This window comes from Paenibacillus sp. GCM10028914, assembly GCF_042666275.1.
Taxonomy (GTDB): domain Bacteria; phylum Bacillota; class Bacilli; order Paenibacillales; family Paenibacillaceae; genus Paenibacillus_AQ.
Genome location: NZ_JBHTFO010000003.1, coordinates 1 through 16653, shown reverse-complemented (window position 1 = coordinate 16653; position 16653 = coordinate 1). Strand labels below are relative to the sequence as shown.

Sequence of the window (16653 nt, the reverse complement as noted above, 5' to 3'; positions counted from 1 at the left end):
ATTTTGATTTCGGATTTAATAGAACAAAAAACACGAGTAAAACAGGTTGAAATTGTTTTACTCGTGTTTTTCCAATTATGTTTATATTGTTTACTGTTACTATTATTCAGTCATTGAATAGCCCCTGCCATGAACTGTTTGAATATACTTGTCCTTCTCCTCGCACTTTAGCTTTTTTCTTAGATACCCAATATACAAATCTACTACATTTGGATTTACCGCGGTGTCATATCCCCAAACCTGGTTCAATAGCATTTCACGGCTCAGTATTTTATTTTTATTCTTGATTAAGAATAAAAGCAAATCAGATTCACGCTTAGTGAGCGAGAGATTTTCGCCACCTTTTGTCACAATATTACTGGCTGCATCAACGAAGAGATCTTTGAACCCAAAAGTCTCGTTAGGCAGGTTACCATCCGTTCTTCTTAGAATAGCTTTAATCCGTTCTACTAATTCTTCTTTCACAAATGGTTTTCTTATATAATCATCTGCTCCTGCTTGTAATCCTGCTATGCAATCCTTGCTGGATACATTGTCGGTCACAATGATGATCGGTGTCGTTTTAACCGCGCGTATTTGCCTGCAAATTTCTGGTCCAGACATACTCAATGAATCCCAATCCAATACGATAATATCCCAGTCTTGTTCATATACTATATTTAAACCTTGGTATTCATTGTGAAGTGTTAGAATGAAATAGCCTTCTTGCTTAAGACCGCTTACTATTTTCTTAGCTAAAGACCGTTCATTCTTAATTACTAACACTTGCTTCACCTATGGCTCACCCCTACTTCTTGCTTTCTCAGTCTATGAAGTACATATAATTCTAACATCTATGAAAATCTTGTAAATAGTTTATCATTTACTCTACTTTGATTTTTCTTCATTATCTTCTCCATAGATATCCCTTCTGTGCTAAGCAGTAAAAGTTCTCCGCTTTTACTCATCATAAATCAGTTTAAGCCAATCCTTTTCCAGAAAGGCAGATCCTAAACTCAGGCATCTCGTTTACGGTAAGATACAATAGCTACTGTAATAAAGATCAGTGTCCATAACATGGTAATACCTGTCCCTTGCATTGGCGTAAGGACATTTATTTCATCAAGAGAAGGCGGCATATACATATAATATCCTGCTGTATCCGGAAAATAATTAGTAATACTAGATAGATAATTACTCGACAATGGACTGACAACGTAATAATAACCAAGCAGTAGTATTAAAGCAGGTGTGGTTCGTCTAAATAATGCGCCTATAGCTGCACTGAGAAGTGTGGTTAATGTTAGATAGCCTGTTGCACCTACTAATGTTTCTAACATCGTGTCTAATTCAATCACTACAGCTGCTTCTCTCATCATAATAAAAGTATATAGCACGCCTGATGCAACAATAATAAATGCCATAGGAAAGGTTATAATCACCAATGCTAAGTGCTTCATGGTTAACTGAAACCAACGCCAAGGCATTGTAGTTAAAGTAATTCGAATCTGTCCACCCGTATACTCCGAACAAGTACCTAAGACACCAAGAATAATGAAACCTGCTTGAAGATATTTCATAGAAGCAAGTCCCATATTCAGTATACTTTGCATTCCTGCTGCTCCTTGTAGACCAACAGAAGTAAAAGCTGCGGCTAAAACTAAATTAAGAATGAATGTACTCATAAGAGTGAGCCATATCCATGGTAACGTATCTAATTTATCCAGTTCAGCACCAAGGATTTGTGTTATCTTTCTTCTAAATGAGACACTCATGATGCAACGTCCCTCCTATGGAGTACAATAGCTGCAACAATGAAAATAGCGACTACCCAAGCAAACATGATTAAACCTCCTGTGACCGGAGTGTGAAATCTGTCGAATAAACTGTCTGTGGACGGGATTGAAAATTTGTCGCTCGGAAACATTAACATTTCAAGTCCAGCCCGATCTGGTAAGTAAAGCGCCAACTTTGTAACCTTATAAAGCAAGACACTAAATGATACAACGGATGAATTAATCATGAGCACAGCAAGCGGGATGATGCTATTTTTAGTTAGCAAAGTAACCCCAAGTGCTAAAAGAGCCGTGAATGTCCAGTAACAGACTACACCGATAAGTCTAGACCATTCATATACAGGGGTATATTCACCAAGAATAAGATACGTTGCTAGCACACTTGTCATAATAGCCACTATACAAAGCAGTATGCTGATCACTGCCACAGCGCCCGCTTTGGCCAGTAAAAAATGAAGCCTTGATGAAACAGCAGTTAAACTTGTTGTAATCTGCCTCCCTCCACCAGACTCACTGCTCTCTATTAAATACTCACTGCTGACAGCAAGCACACCAAGAATAATGACACCTTGCACGCCATAACCGAGTCCCCAATAGCCAACATCCGATAGCCCTGTGCTAACTCCAGCTATAATCTCCTTTTTGTTATCTAAACTGACCATGACAGCAATGAGCGCTGGAAAAAATGCTCCAATAAGAAAGGCAAGCCAAATGCCCGGCAGGGAGAACAATTTACATAATTCTGCTTTGAATGCTCTCATAATATGTCACCTGCATGATCAGATGTCAGGGCAAAGAAGGCTTCCTCCAGCGAAGAATGATTACTTATTACTTCTTCCAATGTTCCATCTGCAACGATTTTTCCATGATTGATAATGACCACATCATCAACAGTCTCCGCAAGCTCTCCCATGAGATGACTGGATAACAACACCGTGTTACCAGACGCAGCACGTTCTCGTAAAAATGTCCGAATCCAGCGAATTCCTTGTGGGTCGAGCCCGTTTACGGGTTCATCTAAGACCAATATTTCGGGATCACCAAGAAGTGCGGCTGCCATTCCAAGTCTTCTTCCCATACCAAGGGAATAATTCCCAACTCTTTTACCAGCTACATTCGTAAGACCTACGATCTCCAGAACTTCCTCGACACGAGAACGAGGCAGCCCTGCGGCACGAGCAATCCAACACAAATGTGCCCGTCCTGTTCGCATACGATGAGCTCCAGATCCATCAAGTGCAGCACCTATTGTTGTTAGAGGATTATGTAATTCTACGAACGGCTTCCCATTAATGAGTGCACTCCCTGAGGTGGCACGATCTAATCCAAGCAGGATGCGAAGTGTAGAACTTTTCCCTGCGCCATTTGGACCTAAAAAGCCAGTTACTCTACCAGGTCTAGCTTTAAAGCTGATCCCTGATAAGATTTCTTGATTTCCGCGATGTTTGACTAAGTTATTAATTGTAAGCAACCATAACACTTCCTTTCTGTTATGGTTCTAATTATAAAGAAGCAAAGTTACATCTCGGTTATCATGCCGTTTACATCTGGTTTAACTTTAGGTTAAGCTCTACCAATAGCTACTCTTGTGCCATTTTCATTTGATGTAAAGACAGCTTTCAGCTTCATTTTTTTCAGCATATAATTTGAAGTCGATAAACCAATCCCCGCCCCACGCTCATAGGAAGAGTTATCCATACCTGGTCCTCTGTCTGCAACAATGATCTGTTCTTTGTCTACATCAACCACAATGTTTGCATATTTCCCCTCTGCTGCATGGCGAAGAATATTCTGAAATAAATTATCCAGAACCCGTGTCATCCATTTAGGATCTGCTTCCCAATAGAAAGTCTCCTCTGCCGGTAAATCGACATCGAGCTGAATTTCTCTTTCTTCAAATGCAGGGTACCACGCAGCAACTGATGCTCTTACTAAACGTCCAATATCTGTTGAAATGGGATGAAATGGATGTTTCCCTGATGTAAGCAAAGTATAGGATAGTAAATCATCCATTAGATCTCCGACTCTTGTAATCGTATGGTTCATTTCTGTTAATGAGCCTTGCCCTTCTACACTCATAGATTCTTTATTTAATCTGGTGATATGTCCTCTCAAAATAGTTAGTGGCGTTCGTAAGTCGTGAGATAAATTCGCGATGAGTCGATGACGTAATAATTCCTCTTCATATTCTCGCTTTCGACTGTCTTCAAGCTGCTGAATCATCCAATTAAAAGAACTTCCTAACTGGTCTATTTCATCCATACGATCACTTTGAATATATATTGATTTAGGAAAAGAGTTATGATTCGCTGAAAATGACATGACTTCCTGTAAGCGGGTGAGACGTTTACGAAGTCTCAAGAAGAAAATCCAAGATATTACAACAAATGCGACAATAATAAAACTAAACAAAAATAAAATAATGTAAAAAAGATATAACGAATTCAGTACTTCTCCATTGTTAGAAACCCCAACGAACGCAGAGAAGAATATAAGCACAATGGGAGGGAAAAAGATAAATAGAAAATGTCCTTTTAGAAAATGACGAAATAATGATCTAGTCTGTTTCATAGTTTCACCCGATAGCCTATTCCCTTTAACGTTTCAATAATCTCTGGTGAATCTGGATGACGTTCCAACTTTTGACGCAGTCGATGGATATGTACCATTAATGTTTTATCACCCGTTATATAAGCTTCTTCCCAAATGGCTTCATAAATTTGTTCTTTCGGCAAAACTTGATTAGGGTGGCGTAGGAAGTACATTAATATTTGATGTTGTTTCCCTGTCAATATAACTTCTTCACCTGTGCGTTTGTTCCATACCATTTTGCCTTCTGGATCTACTTCTATATAATTTCCTAAGGAGATACGTTCGGAATATAGTACGCCACTTCGACGGATTAATACTTCTAATCTTGCAACTAATTCATCGGTATGAAAAGGTTTCGTTAAATAGTCATCAGCAAATTGTAAACCATCTACCTTATCATTTATCGATGTTCGAGCAGATAACAACAAAATAGGAACCGCAGGAGCAGCCTTTTTCAATCGTTTTCCCACAGTAAATCCGTCTAATCCAGGTAACATGATATCCATAATAACGACTTCATGCTGATTCACTTTATCTTCGGCTCCTTCACCAGAAAGCAGCCACTGAACTGAAAATCCTCGCTGTTCCAATTCTTCTTTTACCCAACCACCAATTTTCTCATTATCTTCAATATATAGAACGTTTCTATTCAAGTAACATCCCTCTCTCTAAATCGAGTTCACTATTAAACAGATTAACACAATCCAAGAAATAGTTACCAGGCAATGGAATCGATTTATTCACTTTGCTCACCTCACTTTTGATTTCCCATAAAATAAAATTGACTCTCCTATACAAATGGAGAGCCAATTCATGAAATATATTACTTCCAGAAGTACAAATCTGCCTTGCCTCCGCCAAGTGTAATGTCCAATCGATATTGATTTCCTTTGATGTGAGTCAACTGAACACGCTCTGTTACCCCTGTATCTTTATTGACACGGTACAGTGAGTTTGGACCTTCCCCTTTAACATCGAGTTCGAGCGTTATCTTCTGACTCGTATTGTCGGATAATCCCGCTTCTCCACTCGCTGTCAGTCCATTCATAATCATAAAGTATTTCGAATGTGGGGCTGGAAGTAATTTTTTGTCTTCCTTCGTTAATCCGTTAAGTGGTTCAAAATAGCCGATCAGCACATCCCCTTTTAACCCTTGATTGGCATTTCCGATATTCTGAACAGCAATACTCCGAATGCGGGCATCGACCGAAGGATCCCATATTGGAATGGTATCTGGTTTGAGATTTGCAACAACATTGCCGTTTGACATATGATCTCCCGGAATGATTCGCACATCCGTACTGTTCAGACGTACGAGATAATCTCCAAGAGCGTCTCCCTGTTTCACTATTTCAGCATACTGATCATAACTTGGCGTCAAATTGCCGTTATTATCGTAGAATATATACGGATTAATATCATCTTTTCCATCGTCCTTCTCCCAGCGGAACAAGTTCAGCCATTTCCCTCCCATTGTCCAGGTAGCATAAGAAACGATATTAAGCTCGGACTCGGAAGGAACGTAATCTTCCCCGGATGTAAAGCCTTGTGTGTATTGTCCAAAAGCAATCGGCGAACGTCCTGTTCCATCATAACCTTCCAAAGCAATGGTTCGGAATTTATTAATATCATCATATATTTCTTTGGCGCTTCCACCCGGATGCTGATCGTTCCGATCAAAATAATACCAATCATAAGTTAAGAGGTCCGGTTTTGCAGCACGTGTATAAGCCCTTAATTGTTCGGTTTTCCATTGACCTGCATATTGATTGGAATGCACGATCACATCTGGATATAATTTTCGGCTTAAATCAAACCAACCCTTAAGAGATTTAACGACAGATGCGTTAAAATCTTCTTCGTCTCCAAATTGCATGCTGACAAGATTGGTCAGATTCGCCCTTTGCTGTTCATTTAGAAAATGTTCTTGCGATGTCGGTCCTCCAACTAAATGTTCCGCGAATGGAGCTTTCGCTAAAGACCATTGGGAATCGGGCAGCGCATCATGAAACGTTTGGTTATACATAGGAGCTTCATAGTAAGTCGGTGCCGTAAAGTGTATATTTTTCCATTCATCGGCCGTAGGGAAATAACGACTTGTCTGATCCGTGGTGATCCATGCTTGTTGCTGCAGTCCCTTATCGATCAACACCCGTTGTCCTCGGGACAATCCCGGATCCGCATTCGTGTCATAGACTTCAAGCTCTGAAAGACCTATTCCGGTAACCCCGGATTTTACATTGAATTGTAATCTTAACTTACTGCCGGTAACGGTCTTGAATTCAACACTTTCTTTGGTCGAAGAGGATATACCTTGAAACGCCTCTACCCACTTAGAACCATCCCAATATTGAATGATATACTCACCAATCTTTTCAGTGGGCTGTGAGAAATCTACCCTGTTCAAAGAGATGCTATGACCAAAGTCCACATCGAGCGTTGCAGACGTGATATTATCCTCTGTTTTCCAATAGGATCCCGGGTCTGCATCTACTGCTTTGGGGCCATCATATAAAGGATCTGTTACAGGATCAACCGAGATGTCCGCTGTGTTATACACACCGATATCCCAAAAACTCGGTTCAACTTTATATGCATTAATAATTAACCGCATCTTACTGCCGGTAACGGGAGAAAATTCCGCAATTTCCGGCTGAAAATGATCTTTTTCGGTCACATTCGTATAGCCTGCTTTAACTTTTCCACCTGAATATGCATCATGCCAAGCATTGTCTGTCCAGTATTGTATTGTATAACTCTCTACTCTGTCGTGAAACTGCATCAGCTCCACTCTATCAAAAGTAGTCTTGCTTCCTAAATCAATATCTAATGTATGAGTCATATCAGCATCTGTTGTGGCCCAGCGTGTATCGGGATCACCATCCACTGCCATTTCTCCGCTATATTTATCGCTTTGAATATTGCTTGCCACTACTGGTTTATGTAGTGCGAGATTATTCCTTGGTACGACTTTACTCACATTACTTACAACCACAGTCTTGTTGTAGGCTAGATTACCGAGTGAATCCGCAATCTGGGCATACGACTTTCCATCCGTAGGTATACCTTTAGCAAGTGCCATCGAAGGCAGCAACATTAATACCAAGGTTAACGGGATTATGCTTAATTTTTTCAAATCAAAACCTCCTCATATCAATTGTTTAGGTAACAATCTATCGAATCTTTGATTTCAGGATGGGCGCCTGAACAAAGACACTGACTTTTCACTATGTCCCTCCTTTCGTGGTTTCACATCGTTCTGAGCATCTTGTCTAATCTTGGCGATGTGATGTGCGGTAAGTATAATACTTCCATGTAAATGCTTACAACAAACTGTTTTCTCTAGCTAAACTTATTTCCCTGTAAGGGTGTAATTCGGAGTTAAAGCACTTACTCTTCACCACTATATGGAAATCCCTGCCGGTAAGGGGGATAACATTACGACTATTTCCTTTGCTTCACTTCCAACTCCATTACGGTTTGCTTATAACAATACTGTTACTTAAACCGTCTAAAATTTCTTTTTATAACGAACGCTCCATTGTTCACACAAATTTGAAATGTAAAATTTTTGGAAGTGAATTATATTTTGGAGGGGATTTTGATGAGGAACAAGTTAATGGGGAAATCACACAAATGAAGGATGCAGCAGGGAAAGCGATCCTTCCTATTACATATGAAGGCACAACATACTTGCCGGTAAGAGCCGTCTCCAATGTACTGGACATTCCGGTCAATTATGACGCGAAAGCTAAAGAGGTCATTATTGGCGAGCTTAAAGAAGGTGTTGCAATCAAGCAAGAAGAATTTTAACGATACGTTATATTCCAAAGATCCTGCTCAAACAAAATTCAACAACAAAGATTATGGTGAAGTTCTGTACAATTCTTCGGGTTCAAATATTAAATATACTGCTTTAAGTCCAAATGGCAAGTACCATAAACTGATTTTGCAGTTTGCTGCTATCGATACAGAAGTTGAAAATATTGAAATTAAAGATAATGATAAGAATACATTGCTTAAAAAAGTGGATGGGATTACTCCAGCTAGTGGCATGCAGACCATAGAGATAGATATTATCGGAGTCAACAACATCTCTATTAATGTTAAACAATCCACCGATGGCGCCTTCCTTATTCCACTTACAACATCTCTATATAAGTAGTCCAATTACGTTTTAGCAATCAATATTAATAAACATTTTACAGACATCACAAGATTCACATAACGGAACATTGCAACACAGCCTAGATATGATATAAGAGTAAAAACTTATCCCATTTGTGCGTACACGCCAAGACCCAGTCTATGATAGCTCCTATCTTAGGCTGGGTCTTGTGTTATCAGAGCTTCTTCCTTGATTATACATCTGACAACCAAGGAACAATAGAATGGATGCTATAATTCATTGTTATATGATGTTAATGTCTTTTTTGAAATATCTTCAACAATTTTCTTGAACTATCTTTACCTGTTAGCGTAATCTACTTTAGGTGACACGGTCATCTTATCGTCTGGTAAACGAGACCTATGGCTCCAGAATCAAATGTCTTGTTTTCGATAAGTTTAAGATTGATCTTCTCCTTGAGGCCTTGGAATAACGGCAATCCGCTACCGATGAGGACTGGAGAAACCGTAATTTTATACTCATCTATTAAATCAAGCTGCATAAGGTAGTGTGCGAACCTAGGACTGCCGAGGATGACCATATCCTTACCTGGCTGCTTTTTGAGGTTCTTGATCTCTTCCTCGACATCTTCTTTCACCAGTCTGGAATTGTTCCATTCGACTTTCTCCAGCGTCGTGGAAAAAATGATTTTGTCTGTCTTTTCGATCCACTCGGCATGATTCCGTTCATACTGCGAAGCTGATGGGTTCGAAGGTACAGATGGCCAGTAACTGTACATCATCTGATAAGTCCCACGTCCCCAAATGACAGTGTCGGCAGTACTCAGAATTTCTTTCGCGTGTTTCTCCAAATCAGCATCATAGGAAACCCAGCCAATGTCCATTTCACCGTTCGGCCCTTCTACAAAACCGTCAAGCGATGCGTGCAGAAATAGAACGAGTTTTCTCATTTTCATTTCTCCTTTGTTCATAAGAAATATCTACTTTATACATTAACTACATCTTAGCATAATTCAACTTGGGTATTATTTATGGGTTGCTAATCCCAAATGAAATATGAATGTTAGGTGATGTTGCAATCATCTTGAATTATTTTCACACTATTCTTTTTATCTCTTATATACTCTATAATTCTCTGGATATTATCTCTATTTTTTCCATAATCAATTACTGTCGTCTTAACAATTGGTCTACTTGAAACGTTAACCATCCATTTATTATCATCAATAAATTCCAACTGAAATAATATATATTCACCCCAAGTTAGCCAAGTTACCCCTGTCTTAGCGGTTAAGGTTCCTTCATCAAGATTACTTTTTTCGATAATACATTTTTTAATATTTACTAATGATTTTTCACACAATTCAAGTATTTCTTGTTTTGAATCTTCTATTTCAAATCTTACTGTATTATTAACCTTTAGTTTACCCTTCTTCTGCCCTAGTCTCCTTTGATTTATCCATTGAATAATTGATAGTATCACTGTCATTAACAATCCAAATATTATTCCAGACACTAATGACTTTTTCAACCATTCGTTTTTATCATTCACAAAAATTATCCCCATCGCAAGACCATATGGAATTGAAGTTACTAAAAATAAAATGATTTTCTGTTTCATTACGTATACACCAACTCTCTAGTTCGTGGTTTTAATTCCTTTTCGATAATGTAGAATATTCGCGAAAACATTGAGCTATCCTGCCTGTTATTTTCATCGCTTCAGAATCGAATATCATTTATAAATCCGCTAATTAAAGACAAAAGAAGCGCAATCAATGCTTATCTCACATAGAATGCACTTCTTTTGTATTGTTCTTATCTAGCTTAACAAAACTATAGATTTATAATCAATTCAAACGCATACTTGGATACATTCGATCCTGCAACGTTACCTTTGGTAATCGCAATGAGTTGAGTATCTGTCATCAAGAGTTTCACAATCGTTCCTTGCGTCTTGTACGTTTTGTTCGTTAATAGTGTCTTAGTATCTACTTGATTGATCTTATTGTTGGTTGCTGTAAAAAACTTAGAGGTTTGTGACTTATTCGCAACCACGAATTCAAAAGGATCTATAGATCCCGCATAATACATGTCGGTATTTTTATTATTAGTAGCTGTTAAGACAGTGCCTGCACCGTTTACAATGTATTTGCCATCCGGTGTAATGCCAATCACGGTTGATAGGCTGTAGTCTCCATGATAAGGAGAGTCATATGTCGTTGTGAGGCTACCTTCACTGATTCGATATACAGTGATATCCCTTGGTCTCAAAGAATTGGTCACAGAATAAATTCGGTTGTTGGACGGATGCATCACAATATTGTTCTTTTCGTAAATCGTTGAAGAAGAGAGCGCCTTGTGGGTAGAACGGTCGTAACTCTTAATGGAGGTCCACTGTCCTGAACCTGATGTAATATAGACATGACCCGTTTCATCTACTACGACATCGTATGGGTCAATGTAAACATCCCACTCATCTTTCACTTGCAATGTGTTGGGGTCAAGCACCTTTACGGTTCCACCCTGTTCGTCATCATCACGATAGGAACTATACTCTTCATCGCTGAAAATAGCGTAAAGTTCTCCGCTTGCATAAGCCAACTTCCGTGGTGGCTTGTTGAATGGAACAGAGGTCTTAATTACTTTTTTCTGAGTTAAATCATACAATATAATGGTTGACTCACTATCATCAATTGCATAGATGACTTCTTTCGATGGATGAGTAATGGCTTCCTGGATAATTTCATCTAAAACTTTCACATTTCCTCCAGGTGTAATTACAGGAGGTTCTGGTTTGTTTTCCGGCTTACTCGTTCCTGAGCCATTTGATGGTTCTCTGAATTGGTCCTGATTCAGCACCGAAATTTTAGAGAAGGTCATAGAATTATATTTACTTATCCAAGATTTTGCATAATCGATCGGTACAGCAAAATTCAAGTTCCCTTCTTCCAACCCTGATGAAGTAACACCAATAACTTCACCTTTTTTATCAAATAGTGCTCCTCCTGAACTACCAGAAGCAATCGGTGCTGTGAATTGAATCAGGCTTTGGTTCTCAATGACACGGAGCCCGCTAACCACACCAGTGGATACAGTGTTTTGCAGACCTTCCGGATTTCCGATGGCAACAACTGCCTGTCCTTTGGACAAGGTTTGCGTTGTTCCAATATGAAGCGGAGGTACATTGGTACGTATCTTCGCTTTCACCAAAGCTAAATCATTCTTCTTATCTACCGCTACGATCCCAGCGGCCTCATATACCTGATCTTTTCCCGTAAAGATGACATAACTGCTCGCTTCGTCGATGACATGATAGTTCGTCAAGAACAAGCCGTAACCTACCGCAAATGCACTGCCAAAACCTATCGATTCTCCGCTTCGATCAAGTGATTCCAATAGAACGACACTTTGTTCAAAACCTGCGATTTTCTGGTTAGACAATTTCTTTCCGGTGTAAGGGCTTTTCGAATACGGTGCAAGCATGAATTTCAAATAATCTACGATCTCTGCATCTCGATTCGCATTTAAAATGGACTTATTACTGATCACGAGAACTCCGCGGTTATAAAACACCTTTTTACCTAAAGTTTCACTGATCACTCGTAGGGGCACAAAAGTCCTGCCTTGTTTATATTCTGCTGGTGCATCAAGCGCTGTTTTCTTTCCATTGACAAGTACCGTTTTGCTGCCTAGTGTAATTTTAATTTCTTTTCCTGCATAAGTAATTGTTGCGACCGACGATGCCTGATTCCAGGCAACACGCGCACCAAGACTTTCGCTAATGAATCGCAGTGGTACCAAGGTTCGTTGATTCTTAATATAAGGCACAACATTATAGTTATTCTCATCAATGATTCGGTCTTCACTGTCATAAATCGCGTTTGGACTTCCAATCGAGAGAATAACAGCCCCGCTAAAAAGATCCTCGAAATTGAGTTCTTTAGCCTGGGCCTGAGCATACCCGGAAATTGGGTAGCTTAACAAGCTTAAAATAGTAATAAAAATCAGTAATCCACGTTTCATGTGATTCATTCTGTCTCCTTCTAGATGACTAATATTGGGTTGGCTAATTCAGGAAAAGAGCCTATTTCACTAGACGCAGTATGATGAAAAATGTTTCAAACAAAACACACCCCCCACAAATTACCACAAGAATTACGATTGGTGGTAATCATATTAACAACGAAAAAATGCTTGAACCAAGTAAAGCTCAAACGTTTTAGAAATTTCAATGTCCTGTGAAAGCATCTCGCATGGCATTGTATTGTTATTCTTCTTGATTGTATGTGTTCCTTCATCATTGGAATCGGACTATCTTCTTTTCAGAATATTAATTTATTAGGTCTGTTGATCTTCTTTTTAAATCTTGCTCTTCCCAGTAAAACTTTGGTTCTTTCATTGCAGCTTTAAAAAATAAAGGCAGGATATCTTTTCTAATGTCCTGTGAAATTTTTAGGTGCAGTGCTTCTGCTACTATTTGTTGTAAATCATCATAATTAGAAAAATCATCCCCATAAGCATCCAAAAACTGCTCTCGTCCTTCAAGCTCATATTCCACTATATCTTCGTTTAGAAATTCAGAATTATGCTTATACAACAGAGTATAGTTATACCAACTGTAAGCGCAGTTTAATATCAACTCCAGAAACTCCTTCACATTTTCGGCTACACGACCACATTCATCCGCTTGACCAGAATAAGCAATACTACTATCTTCTAACAATATATACTCTCCGCCGCCTCCATCTTTACAGAATGCCATACCAGGAATACTAAATATGTACTGATAGTTAAGCATGTAAGGTGTTTGCAGATTGTCATAAAAATCTAAACATAGTATTGCGCCAATCTGTTCTTCAAGTTGATCATTTTCTTTAATGGTCAAGAGTAGTTTTTCAATTTCAGTCATGTCCATAATCCCCCATACTATTTAATTTACGTTCTTCGTTATACCTGTTTGGTGTTTGATTTTGAACTCGGGGTTCGTTACATATTCCATGTAATTTACCCCTCCGTTAAACTCCAAATATGCTTGATATCGAGTTCGTATAGCTGGGTGTTTTATAAAATCAAGTACTCTATCCTTCGCCACCCAACGGCTATCTGTTGTTTCTTCAGAAACAGCTAACTCCCCACCAACAGGTCTACATACGAAATCAAATATAACTTGAGTAGGAACATCAGTAACGCCATCATACCATTTGAAAATCCCAGTATTCGAATAGACGCCAATTAAGTTGCTAACCATGGTGTCAATCCCGCTTTCCTCTTTGATTTCACGAACCAAGGCATCCAACAGATTTTCTCCAACTTCTACTTGTCCACCAGGATAAACCCAACCACCATCATGGGTTTTTACTAAAAGGATATTTCCTTGCCCATCTTCCACTAATCCACCTGCAGCTACGATATGTGTTGGAAATGGCATATTACGGCCTCCTTATGTAAATATCGATTGTATATTTATTCCTCTGCCAGCTTAAACTTTCCTGCCCGCTACCTAAACGGAATTATCCCTTGACATGTGTCACAATTTTGGGTTTTTAATAGTGAGTCCTGGGAAACGCTATAATCATAAACGTCAAATCTTCCTGATATTCTCATCGATTTTAGCTTTGCGCCCGATCTGTAACGCAAGAGAAAGTTTTGGGATATGTATCCATATTAAACAAGGGATCACGTTATCTTCATACGAAGCGTGATCCCTTGTTATGTTTGGTTGGAAATTATTTCAATATCAATCCCGCAATTGTCGCAAGATCTTCAATATCGATCTTGCCGTCGTCTGTAACATCGGCATAATCCTTACTATGGCTCAATAATTTGTCTGCCTACATTAACATCATCCACCTTCCATTTGCCTTCAACGAGTTTGTAGAATACATAACGATCAACGAGCTCAAGATTGATAGGACCACTTTCTAAGTAAGCAGATTGGTGCATTTTCGCCGCTGTGGTACCGCTGTAGATAATGTCGGCTTTTTCAGTTAGTTCAGCGTTATTTTTAATCCCATTACTAAGAATAATCTTATTAATAAATGAGTCAGTGAAATAAGGACTAAAATATGTTCGAATTTGCGAAAAACTTGAGAGGTCGGTAGCTTCATTAATCTTTGCATTAAGTACGTTTATTCTCTCCTGACTCATTCTCCAAGTTTTTATTGGCTCTGTATGGATAAATACCTGCTGCGTACCGATTGTAATCGTTGCTTTTCGCTCTTGTGCGGACCATAGGGCTGTACCGCCAAAAGCTTCAGCAAAAACACGTGCTGGAACATAGGTTGTTCCTTTATCAATTTTTGCTGGCACATCAAGGCTGATTGCAGCGTTATTTAATAAAGCGGTACGTGAATTAACAAACAGCAAAAGCTCTCGTTTACCACGAATAATCTTAATGCTTTTTTTTGCCTGGTTCCAAGTCACTTCTGAATTGAATCTTTCCGATACTGCACGTAATGGGATCAGCATTCGTCCATTTTCAACTTTTCCATTGTCAACCGTATCCGACAACTTATTAGCAAAGCTTATTGCTGGATTACCGATCAGTAAGGTACACACTAAAGAAAGTGATAGTGAGATTATTGTTTTTTTCATGTTATGCTATGCTCCCTTCATCTAGGTAAACGCAATCCCACTGGATAATGTTGCATATTAAATTTATCCTTTTTTACAGTTGGGAAGTGACTCTCAATCTGGTCAATATCGTCTTTCTCTAATTCCCATCCTATGGCATTTAGATTTTCAACGATGTGTTCCTTGTTCGCAGCTTTAGGGATTGTAAACAAACAGATACTATTATCATGAAAAAAAAGAGTCACATATACTAGATATGTGACTCTCAATTTATAAGTGTGATTAGAGCCTCGCGAACGTGATGTAATCGACTTGGACAGGCTCTGCCGATTCGATCCGAAGTGCCCGGTTGATCTGTCCCCGGTGATATTGACCATGTAAGAGGACCTGCGACAGGATGTCCCGGACGGATGTTCGGAAAGGAACCCCACTCTGGTTCGCATAGTCGATCATCTCGTCCAAGACGAATTCCTCGAGCCCTTCGATATAGGCGCGATATGCCTCAGCGTTTTCATCGAACATCGTCCTGATCGCCGCCAGGTCTTCAGCTTCCTCCCATAACGAATATTGAACGCTGCCCTTGCCCTGCAATCGGGACAGCCAGACTCGTTCCGCGACAGCAACGTGTCGAACCAGCTTCAGAAGGTCCGTGTTCTTCGTCTCAATCTCTTCGAGCGCGTCCAAGATGCGTCCATCCGCCCAGTACATATGCTCCATCATGCCCTTGATCGTCTTCATTTCGGTTCCCCCTCATAGGATCAGAAAATATAGAAGATGATACCTTTACACTCGGTTACAGTTTGGCTATAGAAATTCCGAATTTCGTTAAAATACTGAAGTATGTAGACAAAGAACTCATCCTCATCCTCGTCTGAAACAGTGTCCGGCTCAAGTGGATATACCTCTTCCTTAACCATAGCGGGGAAATCATACCGCAAGCGGAGCTGCGCTTCATCTAACTTAGACATAGCCTGATGTGCTTCTGCAACTTGCTCGGCGTGTAAGGAATACGCCCCGAATGAGCCAAAATCGATGCCTTTATCTGACGTCAGCGGAACAACATATCCAAGAGGGGGCTTTCCATCGGAAATATCACCACAGAGCAAATAGTGAATCGCCTCCCAGGATCTATCAATACCCAGTCCGCGATAATCGTCTATTTTCAAACTCTTCAATGCAATGTCGCCTGCTGCGATTTGCCGCACCAGGTTGTCATCCATAAAAGAGGTTAGACAGTCAGAGTGCGGAAAATGGCAGAGGGGAGAAAACAAGGATAATCAATGAAGCACTGCGGCTTTATTTTAATGAAGCAAATTAATAGATACGTACGTAAACGTACACGTTTACATTTACGTATTACAATAACTACAAAATGGGGTTATCTGCTTGGATCGCGGATGACCTCTTTTTGTTTGATGAAATCCCCCTATAAGGTTAAGAATGTATACGTAAATGTTTACACGTACATAAACGTAATCGTTTGTGTCAGGTGTAACAGCAATACGAGTTTTAAGTCCACGTAAATGTTTACGTGGACGTGTACATATACGAATACATAAACGTAAATGTATACGTAAGTGTT

17 protein-coding genes are annotated in these 16653 nt (G+C 39.4%); 2 read left to right on the top strand and 15 right to left on the bottom strand.

Going from position 1 to position 16653, the window contains the following annotated elements:
- Positions 1–102 precede the first annotated feature (102 nt).
- The 7 genes from ACFQV5_RS02185 to ACFQV5_RS02155 all read right to left on the bottom strand — a co-directional run bounded on the left by ACFQV5_RS02185 (position 103) and on the right by ACFQV5_RS02155 (position 7503).
- Positions 103–774 carry a response regulator transcription factor gene (locus ACFQV5_RS02185; protein WP_379243193.1) on the bottom strand — a complete coding sequence of 224 codons (672 nt, stop codon included), beginning with the start codon at positions 772–774 and terminating at the stop codon, positions 103–105.
- Between the two features lie 221 nt (positions 775–995).
- Positions 996–1592, bottom strand: a complete 597-nt coding sequence (locus ACFQV5_RS02180) for an ABC transporter permease (RefSeq protein WP_379243191.1) — start codon at positions 1590–1592, stop codon at positions 996–998.
- A 158-nt stretch (positions 1593–1750) separates the two neighbouring features.
- Positions 1751–2536 (bottom strand): ABC transporter permease, encoded by a 786-nt coding sequence (locus ACFQV5_RS02175; RefSeq protein WP_379243189.1) that lies wholly within the window; start codon positions 2534–2536, stop codon positions 1751–1753.
- Positions 2533–3255: an ABC transporter ATP-binding protein gene (locus tag ACFQV5_RS02170; protein ID WP_483874787.1), complete on the bottom strand. Its 723-nt coding sequence runs from the start codon at positions 3253–3255 to the stop codon at positions 2533–2535. Before ACFQV5_RS02170 ends, ACFQV5_RS02175 begins: the two co-directional genes overlap by 4 nt.
- Before the next feature lie 83 nt (positions 3256–3338).
- Positions 3339–4037 carry a sensor histidine kinase gene (locus ACFQV5_RS02165; RefSeq protein ID WP_379243185.1) on the bottom strand — a complete coding sequence of 233 codons (699 nt, stop codon included), beginning with the start codon at positions 4035–4037 and terminating at the stop codon, positions 3339–3341.
- Positions 4038–4342: 305 nt separating this feature from the next.
- On the bottom strand, positions 4343–5020 hold the full coding sequence (locus ACFQV5_RS02160; protein WP_379243183.1) for a response regulator transcription factor: 678 nt from the start codon (positions 5018–5020) through the stop codon (positions 4343–4345).
- Between the two features lie 170 nt (positions 5021–5190).
- Positions 5191–7503, bottom strand: coding sequence for a discoidin domain-containing protein (locus ACFQV5_RS02155; protein ID WP_379243181.1), 2313 nt, complete (start codon positions 7501–7503; stop codon positions 5191–5193).
- Between the two features lie 419 nt (positions 7504–7922).
- Between ACFQV5_RS02155 and ACFQV5_RS02150 the strand changes: the two genes are divergently transcribed.
- Together ACFQV5_RS02150 and ACFQV5_RS02145 are read left to right on the top strand one after the other, a co-directional pair.
- The gene (locus ACFQV5_RS02150; RefSeq protein WP_379243179.1) at positions 7923–8180 is read left to right on the top strand and encodes a stalk domain-containing protein; all 258 of its coding nucleotides are present in this window, start codon (positions 7923–7925) and stop codon (positions 8178–8180) included.
- A complete protein-coding gene (locus ACFQV5_RS02145; RefSeq protein ID WP_379243177.1) occupies positions 8134–8532 on the top strand; it encodes a hypothetical protein in 399 nt (132 codons plus the stop codon). The genes ACFQV5_RS02150 and ACFQV5_RS02145 overlap by 47 nt, the downstream gene beginning before the upstream one ends.
- Before the next feature lie 337 nt (positions 8533–8869).
- Here ACFQV5_RS02145 and ACFQV5_RS02140 read toward each other — a convergent pair whose 3' ends face one another.
- From ACFQV5_RS02140 to ACFQV5_RS02105, 8 genes are all read right to left on the bottom strand, one after another.
- Positions 8870–9445 carry a dihydrofolate reductase family protein gene (locus tag ACFQV5_RS02140; RefSeq protein ID WP_379243175.1) on the bottom strand — a complete coding sequence of 192 codons (576 nt, stop codon included), beginning with the start codon at positions 9443–9445 and terminating at the stop codon, positions 8870–8872.
- Between the two features lie 113 nt (positions 9446–9558).
- Positions 9559–10116 (bottom strand): hypothetical protein, encoded by a 558-nt coding sequence (locus ACFQV5_RS02135; RefSeq protein WP_379243173.1) that lies wholly within the window; start codon positions 10114–10116, stop codon positions 9559–9561.
- A gap of 215 nt (positions 10117–10331) precedes the next feature.
- Complete coding sequence (locus tag ACFQV5_RS02130) at positions 10332–12530, bottom strand: stalk domain-containing protein (protein WP_379243171.1); 2199 nt, start codon at positions 12528–12530, stop codon at positions 10332–10334.
- Positions 12531–12828: 298 nt separating this feature from the next.
- The gene (locus ACFQV5_RS02125; protein WP_379243169.1) at positions 12829–13407 is read right to left on the bottom strand and encodes a hypothetical protein; all 579 of its coding nucleotides are present in this window, start codon (positions 13405–13407) and stop codon (positions 12829–12831) included.
- A gap of 21 nt (positions 13408–13428) precedes the next feature.
- A complete protein-coding gene (locus ACFQV5_RS02120) occupies positions 13429–13926 on the bottom strand; it encodes an NUDIX hydrolase (protein ID WP_379243167.1) in 498 nt (165 codons plus the stop codon).
- Between the two features lie 380 nt (positions 13927–14306).
- Positions 14307–15092, bottom strand: a complete 786-nt coding sequence (locus ACFQV5_RS02115; RefSeq protein WP_379243165.1) for a copper amine oxidase N-terminal domain-containing protein — start codon at positions 15090–15092, stop codon at positions 14307–14309.
- A 261-nt stretch (positions 15093–15353) separates the two neighbouring features.
- On the bottom strand, positions 15354–15809 hold the full coding sequence (locus ACFQV5_RS02110; protein WP_379243163.1) for a DinB family protein: 456 nt from the start codon (positions 15807–15809) through the stop codon (positions 15354–15356).
- 20 nt (positions 15810–15829) lie between these two features.
- Positions 15830–16291, bottom strand: coding sequence for a YfbM family protein (locus ACFQV5_RS02105; RefSeq protein WP_379243161.1), 462 nt, complete (start codon positions 16289–16291; stop codon positions 15830–15832).
- Between the last annotated feature and the right edge of the window lie 362 nt (positions 16292–16653).

Coding starts and splice junctions, on each gene's coding strand:
- ACFQV5_RS02180 (WP_379243191.1), bottom strand. CDS start 1,592: ATGCAAAGTATACTGAATATGGGACTTGCTTCTATGAAATATCTTCAA.
- ACFQV5_RS02175 (WP_379243189.1), bottom strand. CDS start 2,536: ATGAGAGCATTCAAAGCAGAATTATGTAAATTGTTCTCCCTGCCGGGC.
- ACFQV5_RS02165 (WP_379243185.1), bottom strand. CDS start 4,037: ATGGATGAAATAGACCAGTTAGGAAGTTCTTTTAATTGGATGATTCAG.
- ACFQV5_RS02140 (WP_379243175.1), bottom strand. CDS start 9,445: ATGAGAAAACTCGTTCTATTTCTGCACGCATCGCTTGACGGTTTTGTA.
- ACFQV5_RS02135 (WP_379243173.1), bottom strand. CDS start 10,116: ATGAAACAGAAAATCATTTTATTTTTAGTAACTTCAATTCCATATGGT.
- ACFQV5_RS02130 (WP_379243171.1), bottom strand. CDS start 12,530: ATGAATCACATGAAACGTGGATTACTGATTTTTATTACTATTTTAAGC.
- ACFQV5_RS02125 (WP_379243169.1), bottom strand. CDS start 13,407: ATGACTGAAATTGAAAAACTACTCTTGACCATTAAAGAAAATGATCAA.
- ACFQV5_RS02120 (WP_379243167.1), bottom strand. CDS start 13,926: ATGCCATTTCCAACACATATCGTAGCTGCAGGTGGATTAGTGGAAGAT.
- ACFQV5_RS02115 (WP_379243165.1), bottom strand. CDS start 15,092: ATGAAAAAAACAATAATCTCACTATCACTTTCTTTAGTGTGTACCTTA.
- ACFQV5_RS02110 (WP_379243163.1), bottom strand. CDS start 15,809: ATGAAGACGATCAAGGGCATGATGGAGCATATGTACTGGGCGGATGGA.
- ACFQV5_RS02105 (WP_379243161.1), bottom strand. CDS start 16,291: ATGGATGACAACCTGGTGCGGCAAATCGCAGCAGGCGACATTGCATTG.